The sequence below is a fragment of the Vibrio ishigakensis genome (genome assembly GCF_024347675.1).
GTDB lineage: Bacteria > Pseudomonadota > Gammaproteobacteria > Enterobacterales > Vibrionaceae > Vibrio > Vibrio ishigakensis.
Map to the genome: position 1 here is coordinate 722530 of NZ_AP024882.1, position 13171 is coordinate 735700.

Sequence of the window (13171 nt, forward strand, 5' to 3'; positions counted from 1 at the left end):
GCGTGATATTTGATTAGAATCAATACCTGTCTCATCTTTACTCTTATTGTTGTAAATACAAAAATTAAGCGCTCTTTGATTAATTGATATATGACGAGGGTGAACTGTCACTACGCTCAGTGCATAGGTGATGGTGCAGACTGACTAGTATGGGGATTGAAATGAAATATAGACTCGGAATAGACATGGGCGGCACGGAAATCAAAATGTCGATTCTTGATGAGCAAGAACATGCGGTTCTACAAAAGAAGTTCTTAACTAATGATGATCCAAACGACCCAATGAGTTGGGCCGACTCTTTGATGCGCGCAACCGATGAGATGTTGGAGGATTTCGATGGCGAACTGCTGAGTGTAGGGGTAAGTGTGCCTGGGCTAAACGATAAAGCGTGTGAAAAGATTTTATCTATGCCTGGTCGTCTTAAGGGCATTGACACCTTTGATTGGACACAACTTACATCAAGAACGTCTAACGTCCGAGTTATTAATGATGGCAAGGCGGCGCTGCTGGGTGAGCTGCACTCTCAGAACTTCAACCATGTCTCCGATGTGGTGATGCTAACCCTAGGTACGGGCGTCGGCGGTGCCATTATGATTGACGGTAAGCTCTATCAGGGGGCTCGAGGCGTAGCGGGTCACATAGGCCATATCTGTCTTGACTGGCAGCAGGAGAAAGGCATTACCGGAATTCCCGGCAGTTTTGAGGACAGCATTGGTAACTCAACCATAGCCAAACGCACTAACGGTCGCTATACCTCAACCTATGATCTCGTTCAGGATGTTAAGAAGTACGATGAATTTGCCATCAGTGTTTGGCTGGAATCAGTCAGGAAGTTGGCCATCGCCATCTCTTCCATCAACAACATACTGGACCCTGAGATGTTTATCCTCGGCGGAGGCATACTTAATGCTGGTGATGAGTTGTTTAATCCGTTGTATGCCTATCTTAAAGAGTATCAGTGGGCACCCACCAACGAGGATATTAAGCTAGTCCCTGCGGTGAATGGCACATGGGCGGGCTCTATCGGCGCTGCGCTCTTAGGAAAGTCATACAGCTAACTCGAACCATCACTGTTTGTTATTGCAATGCGCTCAGGCCAGATAGGTCTGGGCGCATTTTTGCTTTTCTGCGCCCCTTTGGTTTCTGTTTTTGGGTGTGATTCACCACTTTCTACGAGTATCAAGCCCGTGGGCCCTTGGGCTCACGGCTATGAGTCCCTTGAAAGAGAGGCGGCAAGTCATGCTTAGAAATTTCAGCGGTGTCATATTATTGGGATGAATTTGATTTGGTTAATCTTGTTAATTTCACACATTCAAACTTATGCACTCACATGATCAGCGCAAATATGTACTATCTGTAAGTACAAGTTCTGAATAAATTGCCAGCCTTGTGATGGCTTAAAAGAATGCAACGATAACGGGTGCGTGAGAGTAGTATGACAGCAGCAATGATAGAAAAGGCTTGGTGGAAAGAAGCCACGGCTTATCAGATTTACCCAAGGAGCTTTAAAGACAGCAATGGCGATGGTATCGGCGATTTGAATGGCGTGACCTCGAAGCTGGATTATCTAAAGGATCTTGGGATCGACCTTATCTGGATCTGTCCTATCTTTGCTTCTCCTAATGATGATAACGGCTATGACATCAGTGATTACCAAGACATCATGGCCGATTTCGGCACCATGCAAGACTTCGACCGTCTTCTTGCAGAAGCGCACAAGCGTGGCATCAAGTTGATCTTGGATCTGGTGCCAAACCACACCAGTGATGAGCATGCGTGGTTTAAAGAGTCTCGCTCTTCTCGCGATAATCCAAAGCGTGATTGGTACATCTGGAAAGATGAAAGCGAAATCAATAACTGGGAGAGTATCTTCAAGGGCTCTATCTGGGAATATGACGAGCTGACCGACCAATATTATCTGCACTTTTTTTCTAAGAAGCAGCCCGACCTCAACTGGGAGAATCCTGAGGTTCGTGATGCCATGTGTAACATGGTCAACTGGTGGCTAGAAAAGGGGATTGATGGCTTTAGAATCGATGCCATTAGCGTAATGAAGAAGGCCCCAGGTTTGCCAGATCTGCCGAATCCTGATGACCTTGACTATGTGCCTTCTATTCAGGCCATGATGAATGTGGATGGCATCATAGATTTTGTGGATGAAATGTGTGAAAGAACCTTCAACAAACACGGTGCAGTGACGGTTGGTGAAGCCAATGGTGTGAATCCAAGCAGTGCCGTTGACTGGGTGGGCGCACAGCACAATCGCCTGAATATGATCTTCCAGTTTGAGCACTTAGCGCTATGGCAGGAGGGTGAGAGCAATCAACTGGATCTGGTGAAACTTAAGCAGGTGTTTAACCAGTGGCAACAGGGCATGCATGGTGTGGGTTGGAATTCACTGTTTGTGGAAAATCATGATATCCCGCGAGTGGTCTCCAAATGGGGGGATACAGACAACTACTGGTATGAGAGTGCCACGTCCATCGCCGTGATGTATTTCTTAATGCAAGGCACTCCCTTTATCTATCAGGGCCAAGAAATTGGGATGACCAATACCCAGTTTCAGCGAGTCGAAGATTTTGACTGTGTACTGATGAAGAATCAGGCAAAAGAGATGCAAAGAGAAGGCATGAGTGACCAGGCTATCATCCAAGCCCTTGCCCCTCATGCGCGTGACAATGTGCGTACCCCAATGCAGTGGGATAGCAGTGAGCATGCAGGTTTCAGCAGTGCAACCCCATGGCTTGCAGTGAATCCTAATTATTCAAAGATCAATGTCGCTTCTCAGATAACGGACAGCAACTCTGTGCATGGCTTCTATAAACAGCTTATCGCGCTTCGAAAACAAGTTGAGTCACTTATCTATGGTGATTTTGATTTGGTGCTACCTAAGCATGAACGTCTGTTTGCCTATGTGCGCCGTTATGGGGATGAAAGCACCTTAGTGTTAGTGAATTTCTCTGATGAGGAGTTGTTATTGAGCGCGGAGGAGCTTGGTCACGAGCCATCTTCCCTGTTGCTGAGTAACTACTCAGATTTTCAGGCAACATTAAACCTTCGTCCATTTGAGGCCAAGGTTTATACCATCAACTGATTATAAATAGCCACCCGCCGACTCGGGTGGAACATGACTTAATTACTCTATATTACGACGGAAACAATTATGAAAAAGAACCTAGTTTTATTGGCATTGCTTTCTGGCAGTGCGATGGCTCAAATCGTACCTGAGGAAGGCGCAGAGTTGGTTGTTTGGGCAAACCCAGGCGAGAATGCTGAAGTAGCGCGCTATGCGGCAGATAAGTTTGAACAGAAATACGACGTCGAGATCCAGGTAAGAGAGGTTTCGGTTCTAGGCTCTGTAGATCAGATGATCCAAGATGGCGGTTCCACCCGTGTTGGTGACGTATTCCAGTTCCCTCATAACATGCTGAGCTCAGGCGTTGAGTCGGGTGTCCTGATGGAGAACTTGGTCAGTGCTGACCGAGTGAAGAATGACTTTATTCCAAGCGCTACCGATGCGTCTACCTATAGCGATGGCAAGGTGTATGGTTTCCCTTCATCTATGACCACAACCGTGCTTTTCTATAACAAAGACCTGCTACCAAATGGCTTAACCAGTTTTGAAGAGCTGGTGGCGAAAAATGGTGAGTTTACCAACCCAAGTAAAAATGAATATGCGTTGGTCTGGGCTATCAATGATTACTATATGAACCGTCCATTTATGACCATGTATGGCGCGTATGAGTTTGGTGATAACAACCTTAACCCTGACGATATCGGTATTACTGGCGATGCAGCAGTCAAAGGCCTAGAAGCTATGATGGAGCTTAAGGACCTGACGGTGAGTAACTCTAATGACGTATCAAACAGCCAGGTTCGTCAAGGCTTGTTTGCCGATGGCAAGGTAGCAGCTATTATCGAAGGCCCATGGGCGTATGAAACCTTTAAGAGCTCGGGTGTAAATCTTGGTGTGAGTGCGCTTCCTACTTATAAGGGACAGACACTGACCACCTTCTCTGGCTTTGAGCTGTATGGTGTGTCGACCTTCTCTGAATACCCAAGAGCGGCGCAGCTGTTTGCTGATTATCTGACCTCAGAAGAATTCGCTGAATATCGACTAGAGACAGCCAATCGTCTGACTCCAACTAAGGCATTCATGGAAAAAGTCAAAGCTAACCCAGCCAATGATTATGTAGCGGCTCTCACTCAGCAGTCTGAGCATACCGTTGCTATGCCTCACCTAATGGAGATGAACTTCCTTTGGGGTCCATTGACCGGTGCGGTTTCTGATGTTTGGAACAAAGACGTTGCAGCTAAAGATGCGCTAGTCAAAGCAGGTCAATCAATTGAGCTACAAATCGATATGAACAAGTAACCTAGTTTGAGTAAAGAATAGGCTAGCTCTGTATGAGCTAGCCTATTTGTTTTTAGAGACTTAAATATGTACATACTTATATTTCGCGATTTAGATATCAAATCTGACTAACAAGTCATTTATCGCTGGTTTTTATTGATGAAAGCTGACTTTGATCACTATAAATAGAGTCTACTTTGAATAAAATACTCTTAAATTGTAAATACAAATAGAGTTGAGATTATGAGTTCTACTAAAAAAGATATTATCCCTAGAGGTTTGATTGTTTCTTGTCAGACAGTCGAAGGCGACCCAATTCACAATGGTTCTGAGACAGTAGTGACCATGGCGAAAGCCGCTGAGTGGGGCGGAGCAACTGGTATCCGTGCAGACAAGCCTGAGCAAATCAAGGCGATCAAACAGGTGACAGATCTGCCGGTAATCGGTCTTTGGAAGGTGTGGAAAGAGGGTACTGATGTCTTTATTACGCCTTCTATGAAAGAGGTCCGCGCTATTATCGAAGCGGGTGCGGATATTGTTGCTGTGGATTGTACTCAACAGCTTACAGCGGAAGGACGCCCGGCGTACGAAATCATCCCTGAGATCAAGGCAGAGTTCCCAGATGCAATCATCTTTGCGGACGTTGCAACGGTTGATGAGGCTAAGAATGCGGTAGAAATGGGTGTAGATATTGTTGCTCCAACCCTTTATGGCTACACCAAATACACCATAGCGCCGAATGTCACCGATCCTAGCTGGGAACAGCCGCCAAGCTTCCAACTGCTTGCTGACATAGCCCGTGAGTGTGGTGATAAGTGTGTGGTTATGATGGAAGGCCATATCAACACGCCTGAGGAAGCGGTTCAGTGTATGTATCTTGGCGCGGAAGCCGTAGTAGTAGGCTCTGCCATTACTCGTCCGCACTTGATCACTAAGCGCTTCAACCAGCGCATCAATAAGTATCAGTAACTGTTGGTTGCGTGCTATCAGGCATCCAGTTCACAATACAGAAAAGGCCCAGCAGATGCTGGGCCTTTGTGTAGGCGTATAGAAGCTTTATCGTCTGATGAGAGAGGCGTGCCTAACGGATCGACACTGAGGTAATCTCGTTAGAGACCAAGGTTTCTATGGTGTATTGCGCCAGCACTGAGTGTAGAAGGTAGACGTGATGATAGATGCTCAGGCAGAGATGGCCCGGTTCAACGCGCAGCAAGAAGGCCTCTTGGTCGTCTAAGATCTTGCCACAGATTTTCTTGGCGTCATGGCTGATGCTTTGATTGGCTGAGTTTTCAATGAAATCGAGCACAGATGCATTGCACGCTTCTTGATTAAAGTCTGGGAATAGGGTAACCGGCATCCAAGTTTCTTCGATGATAGCAGGCTGTTCATCTATGATGCGCATACGCTTGTAATGGAAGAATTCAGCGGTATCTGTTAAATCAAATTTCTTCGCGATCTCTGCGGGCGCAGTTTCTTTGTTAAACGACAGAACTATGCTTCTCAAAGAGGATTCATTATGAATCTTTTCAGAGATACTGGTAAGGCTGTTGTCTTGATAAAACTCCGGTGGATTGACAAATATGCCAGAGCCTTGACGTGAGTGTAGGAAGGACTCTTGTTTAAGTTTATCAATTGCTTTGCGCAGTGTTGGGCGACTGACACCGAACTGATCAGAAAGGGCGTGCTCTCCTTCTAACTGCGACCAAGCAGGATAGTTACCATTGATAATATCGTCTTTGATGGACTGATAAACCTCTAGGTACTTCTTAGGTTTCATGGGTGATTCTCAGGTCAAGTTCAATCCGTGTATTGTATTAAAATAGTGCTGATTTGTGAATTCAAATATAGGGTGGCTCTGGGGCTAGAGCTAGGTCACAGATGTGTTTGAATTTGTGAGGTTAAACGCTTAAGCGCTACTTGGGTTTATTTCACCGTCGAATTGTTGAGCTAACTCGCAGATGTCACCACAGCTCGGCCATTTTGGCTGATAAAACGCGTTAACCAAGTTAAGGATGAGCTCGAGAAGCGATATCTTCTGTACATCATAATAATACAGAGCTTGGAACTAAGATGTACAGCTGTCACGACCTAAACCTTTGCCAATGGGGCCCTTATTCAAAGAAATATATCGGTCTATCACACATTCCGGATATCGATTCTGGGGTGCGATTCGATATCGGCATCATGCCTGGGTTTTATCGTCGTCAGATCACGATTCCAAGTGAAAAATGGCAGTCGGCCTGTCATCCGTGGAAGGCGAGTGCTGACCTTAGCTACCTGAGTTATCGATATCAGCTTGAATGGAAAGATAAGGTCTACTGCGATGTCTCTGCGTCCACCTTTGAAGGGGGGAAACTGCTTCGCTCTGAGTTCGTTAACAACAGTCAGCAATCGCATAACCTGGTAAACCACCTGGTTCCTTACATCAACTTCCCACCTTTGCGTCCTTATAGTGACGAGGCCATCGAGCTGGTGGAGTGTCTAGCGCCGTCTGAAACTAGCCTCTGGCTGGATGGCATCGATTATCAGGAGCTCAACAGCGTTGAGTCTCGCTACGACGATAACCTAGTGCCGGATGGCTTGAAGCGCGGCGAAATTCGTGAGCACTTTTTAGTAAACGGCAATGCTCTTGGTAAACACATCCTCGACAAGGAGGGTGATACGGTGGAATACCGCTTGCCGGAGAGCATCAATGGAAAACCGGTCGTGAAGGCCTTGCTTCGCTATCGCGTGGGGCAATACAACCAAGACTCTCACTATGTGGTTGAAGATATAGAGCGCTTCGAAAAGGGGCAACAGAAAGGACTCTGGTTCAGCGGAGCTTGTAACAAGGCGGTGACTCTATGCAACGAGTGTGAGGATGAGTGGGGCTTTAGCTATCTAGAGCTAGATCTGACTCAACCTGAGTCTGAGAAGCTGATGCTGATCAGTCAATGTAGCCAGAGCATCATCGTTGATGGCCTGTTGTTAAGTACCGAGCAAGACCTGTGTGAGGTGAAGTTTGCTGCTAAACAGTGGCAGGCTGAACCAGAGCGCATTCAAGGGTTGGGTGACTCGAGCTTGATCCTGAAGTTTGCTGATGTGGATGGCTATTACGGTATCGCATGGCGACACGATAGTTTCCGTGTGCGTGAGTTCTTGAACAGCGACCTAGACAGCTTTATGAAGTTGATGGTGCCGGACCATGTGAGCAATACCCTTATCGGCGACAAAAAAGGCCATTTTACCGATATCTTCCTTAATCCAATTAAGGTGGATGCAAACAGCAAAGCTGAGGTGTATGCATTCGCCTGTTTTGGCTCTAAGCAAGAGGTGATGGCTCAGCTTGAGCTGTTTGAGGGCGCGAGCGAGTCACAGTTGGAAGAAAGCTATGAATCTGAGCGTGCAAAAGCGGTATCTATCCCACACCTAGAGAGTGGTGATGAGATGGCCTTTAGTCAGGAAAGGATGATAGCGACTGAGCTGATGAACGTGGTGTATCCAGTCTATACCCGTCAGCAATACATACGCCACAGCTGTCCGGGTAAATGGTGGGACTGCTTGTATACTTGGGACTCTGGGTTTATCGGTCTTGCCCTTAATGAGTTGGACAAGCAAAGAGCCTATGACAATTTGAAGGCCTACCTCACCCCAGAGGGGGATACCAACCAAGCCTTTATCCATTATGGAACACCAATCCCAACTCAGATCTATCTGTACCAAGAGTGGTTCAACAAGCAGCGAGATAGGGAGTTGGCAAGAGAGTTGTATCCATCTGTACGCCAATATTACCGATTTATGGCTGGTACACACTCAAGCTCTACAACCCGAAGCTTAAACTCGAACCTACTTAGAACTTGGGAGTACTTCTGGGAAGCCGCTGGAGCCGATGACTATCCGGCACAAAAGCATACCCTGCAACATGAGGTGCAAGATGAGATAGCCTGCAGTGGCATCACCGCACATGTGTTGCGCAGTGCGCAGATACTGAAACAGATGGCCGAGGTGTTAGGCTTTGAAAACGATATTCAAGCGTACCAACAAGATATTGAAACCTTCACTCACGCTTTGCAAACGCACGCCTGGGACGAAGAGGCGCACTACTTTAGCTACATCAAGCATGATCAAAACGGCAATCCGACCGAGGTGCTGAAGACCGAGGAGGGAGTGAACTTCAATATGGGCCTTGATGGTGTCATGCCATTGATTACCAGCATATGCTCCGAGGCTCAGACCGAAGGTTTTTATGGCATGTTGCAAGACCCTGAGCGTTATTGGTCGCCGATCGGCATCTCCACTGTAGATATGTCAGCCCCGTATTACAGTAAAGAGGGCTACTGGAATGGTGCGGTTTGGATGCCACATCAATGGTTTATTTGGCGTGGTGCCTTAGACCATGGCAAGGCGGACTTTGCCAACACCATAGCGCAAACCGCCCTTAAGCTGTGGAAGTCTGAGGTAGATGATTCTTACTGCTGTTATGAGCACTTCATCATAGATACCGAACGAGGCGCAGGCTGGCACCAATTTAGTGGCCTCTCTTCTCCCGTGATCAATTGGTACTGTGCTTACTACAAGCCAGGTCAGGTGACTACAGGGTTTGATACCTTGCTGCTGGAGAAAAACTGGAGCAGTAATCAAACCTGTTGGATCAAGCTAAACAGAAGCAATCCAGACAATGAGGGCACAGTGCTGGTGAATGTGTTTGATCAGCAGGCCTATGTGGTCAAGATCAATGATGAGGTGGTTGATTACACCATTTACGAGAGTGGAACCTTTGCCATACCGCTCAAACAAGGATTGTCAGATATTACAGTGACCCTAGAGGTCGACCGTTAATCACGGTAAGCAACAATAATAAGGAATCGTCAGTGGAAAGTATCAACATCGAGTCTGAAAAAACATCAGCACCCAGTATCTCAGTGGGCGAGGTCGGCCAGCTACCTGCTGTGTTTGTAGAACACCCGAAATTCTCAGCGGCTATCTCGCTGTTCGGCGCTCATCTGCTCTATTTTAAGCAGGTGAATTGCGAGCCATTGATATGGCTCAGTGAGCTCGCCAAGTTTGACGGCTCAAAGCCAATTCGTGGGGGAGTGCCTATCTGTTTTCCTTGGTTTGGTAACAAAGAGTCTATGCCGGCTCATGGCTTTGCTCGCACCCGCTTATGGGAGCTGCATGGTTATCAACTTAACGGTGATGAGGTAGAGGTTAAGCTCGCTTGCACCCATGATGAAACGACTCTGGCGCTATGGCCACACAAGTTTGAGAGCGCCGTTACCTTTACTTTTGGCGCTGAGCTTAATATCAGCATGGAAACCACCAATTTAGATGAAGCGGCTTGGGAGTACAGTGGTGCGTTACACACCTATTTGAATGTTAATGATGTCGAGCAAGTGGTGGTCTCTGGCGTAGGGGGGCACTACTTTGATGGCACCAACGGCTATGAGCTAACTCAAGGTGATGACCCTATGAGTATAGGAGGCGAAACGATAAGAGTTAGCCTAGACCCGCAGTCACAGATCGTGGTGGAAGATGCGGGTAATAGTCGCTCCATCTTTGTGGAGAATCAGGGACACAATGCTGCTGTGGTGTGGAACCCGTGGAGGGAAACCAGTGCGACCATGTCGGATATGGCGGACCATGAGTATGCTTCCATGCTGTGTGTTGAATCTACAGTTTATTCCACTATGCCAGTGTCCATCGCGCCAGGTGAATCACATACTCTAGCTACCAAACTCTGGAGCAAGAGTTAAACCTTGTTTTCATGTTTTACCCCCCTATGTCGATAATTTTTGGGGTGTTCAATTTAGTAGGTTGCCCGTTATTAGCTTGCGGGCTTTTTTCGTTTTTGTGACCCAGATTTTAACGGTAAGCGAAGGTCAATATCTGCAAGGTTTTTGGTAAAAAATAGGCAGTTATTTAAGGACCATTCCATTAACGTAATGGGCAGATATTAAGAATTATTTAGCCCATAAGCCCGGGACAATCAGCCCGGTGCTAATCCAAGATTTCAGAAAATTAGATAAGTATAAGAAAGGAACCACTGATGTTAGAGATGAGTGCAGTACATCATGAGAATTCAGGACGCTATTGTTATGCCTACAATGACAATGACGTGCATATTCGACTAAAGACAGGCAAACAGAATATTGAGAGAGTGACCCTGTTTGTGGGTGACCCCTATGTTTGGACCAGTGATGTGACGGCTCGAGACCTGTGTGGTTGGGAAGGGGGAGAAGAGCTAGATATGACCCTTGAGGCGACCACTGAATCCAACTTCAACTGGTTTTGTAGCTACTTTTCTGAGAAAAAGCGCGTCATGTATGGCTTCATCATCTATCTCAAGGATGGTCGCAGTTACATCTATGGTGAGTCTTATTATAAAGAGATCACCGATCCAGAGGTGCGCGCATTTGAGCTAAAGAAAGCGTTTAACTTCTATAGCCTTCCGTACATTGCCAAGGTCGACGTAAACCGCACCCCTGATTGGGCTAGAGAAGTGACTTGGTATCAGATCCTGCCTGACCGTTTCCGCTGTTCTAATGAGCAAGGTGACGACCTGCAACCTGAGACCTGGGGTACGCAAAACGGTCAAACCTATAAGGCAGGGGGTAATCTGTGGGGTATCCTAGATAAGCTCGATTACATTCAAGAACTGGGCTTCAATGGTCTATATCTTTGTCCTGTGTTCGAGGGTGAGACCTGGCACAAATACGACACCATTGACTACATGAAGGTTGATCCGGCGTTTGGTGGTAATGAAGCTCTTGAGAAATTAGTCGCGGAAGCCCATAAACGTGGTATGAAGGTAATGCTAGACGCTGTGTTTAATCATATTGGTCATCGCTCACCAATCTGGCTAGATGTTATCGAGAAGGGTGAGGCGTCAGAATACAAAGATTGGTTCTATATAAATAAATTCCCGGTGGAGAAAGACAAGAACTTTGACAGTGAAACCGGCATTCTAACCTATGAAGCGTTCGCCGATATTGTAGAAATGCCTAAGCTGAATGTGGATAACCCTGAGTGTCGCGATTACCTGCTTAAAGTGACTAAGTACTGGACTGAAAAGCTCAATTTGGATGCGTGGCGTTTGGACGTTTCTATTGAGGTATCACACCAATTCTGGAGAGAGTTTAGACAGTGCGTACACGGTATAAAACCGGACTGCTTTATCGTCGGAGAAAACTGGCACGAGGGAATGAATTGGCTGCGTGGAGATCAGTTTGACTCCTTTATGAACTATCCGATCTCTCAGCCAATGATCGACTATTTTGCGTATCAAGAGACCACAAACCAAGAGTTTATGTCTCGCTTTACCAATGCTTCAATCATGTATCCGAAACAGAACCAAGCTGTGATGCTGAACCTGATAGACTCTCACGATACCTCAAGAATTTTAACGGTTTGCGACGGTGATCTAGAGAAAGTGAAGTTGATGTATGTAGTGCTACTGACTCAGCCGGGCAGCCCGAGTATCTATTACGGGTCTGAGCTTGCGATGGAAGGTAAGATGTTTACCACGGCGCGAGATGTGGTGAATTGGGATGAGTCCAGCTATCAGTCTGACTTAAGACCTTTGCTCAAGGAGCTGTTAAGCTTGAGGAAGAAGCATAACTACTTCATTGACCAAACTATTCAGTGGCTGGTATCTGGTGATTCTACTCTGCTCGCATACCGCATGGGTGACTTGAAGGTTATTCTCAACAATACGTCTGAGGCTGTTTGTGAGGAGGTCGATGGCGAGAATGTAGAGTTGGCTCCATTCTCATATCTACTGGCTTAATCGAACTTTTAGCCGAATACTCGAAGGCAACACCATACTGTGTTGCCTTCATTCATTTAAACCCTATGGTTTAAAACTCGGTAGTTTTGATACCTGCAGTATCGAGCTATCTAGGCCCCATCTCTCACAAATAGAGGTAGATGGTGTCCCTTGAGATACCCAGCTTCTTGGCAGCCAGAACGATACTGTCTTTGTATTTGAAGATGCCTAGCTCTTGCAAGCGAGTGATCACCTCACGGTGCGCTTCGATGGTGCGATGGAGGTGTTGGCTTTCAAACTAAATGTGGGTAGAGCCTCACTCTTTGATGGTCATGTAAGTGAGTTGTTGTGAGAGCAACTGCTTTACTGTGTTCTTATGCTTACTAAATGCAAAAAAAAAAACGATTATCGGGCTTTTAAGACGCGTTGAAACTTCTTTAGCCTCATGGGGATTGTGTTAGTTGAATTGTGTCCATGACCCGCCCACATATCGGTCTCATTGAATGCGATTTCAAAGCGTAGGTCTTTGCGTTCCTCTAAGTATGAGATGTGATCTCGTGCGTTATCGAGGATGTAAACGGTATTGTGGATAGTAACGCTAGCAACCATATGTTTGGTGTTGCGCTGAGTGGTTACAAGCAGCAGTTTCACGTCTTGAAAGCCAAACTTTTTCAGTTCGAAGAACTTAGCGATAGCGAAATCCTCACAGTCGCCCTTCATGTTAGCTTTAAATTCCTCTGGGGTTGCCCAGAAATCGGAGGTGTTATAAGTGTTTTTATCGTACGCGTATGAGTAGGTGTTGTTGTAGTGGTTATTGATTGTATTGACCAATGCAACGAGCTCGGCGTGTCGTCCGTTTTGATGTGTCGCATAGCTAGCGCTAGGAGTTAAAAGTAAGAGGATGAATATTGTCTTAATGATATGTGCCATAGCCATACCCTCGTTTATTTAGCTCTAGTAAGTTAGGGGAGGCACAATGTATTTCAAATATATTTGGGTGCTGTAGAAAGGCGCGTTGAGTCAAGGAGGTCGAAATCAAGCCTACAGGGAGGTATTTACAGCGGCTTGCCATG

9 protein-coding genes and 1 pseudogene are annotated in these 13171 nt (G+C 46.4%); 7 read left to right on the forward strand and 3 right to left on the reverse strand.

Features of this window, described 5'->3' with window-relative positions; genetic code table 11:
• Positions 1-161 precede the first annotated feature (161 nt).
• From Pcarn_RS17095 to Pcarn_RS17110, 4 genes are all read left to right on the forward strand, one after another.
• Positions 162-1058 carry an ROK family protein gene (locus Pcarn_RS17095; RefSeq protein WP_261837135.1) on the forward strand — a complete coding sequence of 299 codons (897 nt, stop codon included), beginning with the start codon at positions 162-164 and terminating at the stop codon, positions 1056-1058.
• A gap of 377 nt (positions 1059-1435) precedes the next feature.
• On the forward strand, positions 1436-3094 hold the full coding sequence (locus tag Pcarn_RS17100) for a glycoside hydrolase family 13 protein (RefSeq protein WP_315972699.1): 1659 nt from the start codon (positions 1436-1438) through the stop codon (positions 3092-3094).
• A 69-nt stretch (positions 3095-3163) separates the two neighbouring features.
• Positions 3164-4375 (forward strand): extracellular solute-binding protein, encoded by a 1212-nt coding sequence (locus Pcarn_RS17105; protein WP_261837136.1) that lies wholly within the window; start codon positions 3164-3166, stop codon positions 4373-4375.
• Positions 4376-4597: 222 nt separating this feature from the next.
• The gene (locus Pcarn_RS17110; RefSeq protein ID WP_261837137.1) at positions 4598-5323 is read left to right on the forward strand and encodes an N-acetylmannosamine-6-phosphate 2-epimerase; all 726 of its coding nucleotides are present in this window, start codon (positions 4598-4600) and stop codon (positions 5321-5323) included.
• Positions 5324-5435: 112 nt separating this feature from the next.
• On the opposite strand, the gene Pcarn_RS17115 is transcribed toward Pcarn_RS17110, so the two are convergent.
• The gene (locus Pcarn_RS17115) at positions 5436-6131 is read right to left on the reverse strand and encodes a GntR family transcriptional regulator (RefSeq protein WP_261837138.1); all 696 of its coding nucleotides are present in this window, start codon (positions 6129-6131) and stop codon (positions 5436-5438) included.
• 293 nt (positions 6132-6424) lie between these two features.
• Here Pcarn_RS17115 and Pcarn_RS17120 point away from each other — a divergent pair, with 293 nt between their 5' ends.
• From Pcarn_RS17120 to Pcarn_RS17130, 3 genes are all read left to right on the forward strand, one after another.
• Complete coding sequence (locus Pcarn_RS17120; RefSeq protein WP_261837139.1) at positions 6425-9172, forward strand: MGH1-like glycoside hydrolase domain-containing protein; 2748 nt, start codon at positions 6425-6427, stop codon at positions 9170-9172.
• Positions 9173-9204: 32 nt separating this feature from the next.
• Positions 9205-10086 (forward strand): D-hexose-6-phosphate mutarotase, encoded by an 882-nt coding sequence (locus Pcarn_RS17125; RefSeq protein ID WP_261837140.1) that lies wholly within the window; start codon positions 9205-9207, stop codon positions 10084-10086.
• 293 nt (positions 10087-10379) lie between these two features.
• The gene (locus tag Pcarn_RS17130) at positions 10380-12119 is read left to right on the forward strand and encodes a glycoside hydrolase family 13 protein (RefSeq protein ID WP_261837141.1); all 1740 of its coding nucleotides are present in this window, start codon (positions 10380-10382) and stop codon (positions 12117-12119) included.
• A 124-nt stretch (positions 12120-12243) separates the two neighbouring features.
• Here the strand turns inward: Pcarn_RS17130 and Pcarn_RS17135 are convergent.
• Positions 12244-12386, reverse strand: a pseudogene (locus Pcarn_RS17135) (helix-turn-helix domain-containing protein); the annotation flags it as partial.
• Positions 12387-12503: 117 nt separating this feature from the next.
• Positions 12504-13028, reverse strand: coding sequence for a transglutaminase-like cysteine peptidase (locus Pcarn_RS17140; RefSeq protein ID WP_261837142.1), 525 nt, complete (start codon positions 13026-13028; stop codon positions 12504-12506).
• Positions 13029-13171: the final 143 nt, after the last annotated feature.

What these genes read in the sequence shown, in the direction of transcription:
- Pcarn_RS17095 (WP_261837135.1), top strand. Translation starts at nt 162, where the DNA reads ATGAAATATAGACTCGGAATAGACATGGGCGGCACGGAAATCAAAATG.
- Pcarn_RS17100 (WP_315972699.1), top strand. Translation starts at nt 1,436, where the DNA reads ATGACAGCAGCAATGATAGAAAAGGCTTGGTGGAAAGAAGCCACGGCT.
- Pcarn_RS17105 (WP_261837136.1), top strand. Translation starts at nt 3,164, where the DNA reads ATGAAAAAGAACCTAGTTTTATTGGCATTGCTTTCTGGCAGTGCGATG.
- Pcarn_RS17110 (WP_261837137.1), top strand. Translation starts at nt 4,598, where the DNA reads ATGAGTTCTACTAAAAAAGATATTATCCCTAGAGGTTTGATTGTTTCT.
- Pcarn_RS17115 (WP_261837138.1), bottom strand. Translation starts at nt 6,131, where the DNA reads ATGAAACCTAAGAAGTACCTAGAGGTTTATCAGTCCATCAAAGACGAT.
- Pcarn_RS17120 (WP_261837139.1), top strand. Translation starts at nt 6,425, where the DNA reads ATGTACAGCTGTCACGACCTAAACCTTTGCCAATGGGGCCCTTATTCA.
- Pcarn_RS17130 (WP_261837141.1), top strand. Translation starts at nt 10,380, where the DNA reads ATGTTAGAGATGAGTGCAGTACATCATGAGAATTCAGGACGCTATTGT.
- Pcarn_RS17140 (WP_261837142.1), bottom strand. Translation starts at nt 13,028, where the DNA reads ATGGCACATATCATTAAGACAATATTCATCCTCTTACTTTTAACTCCT.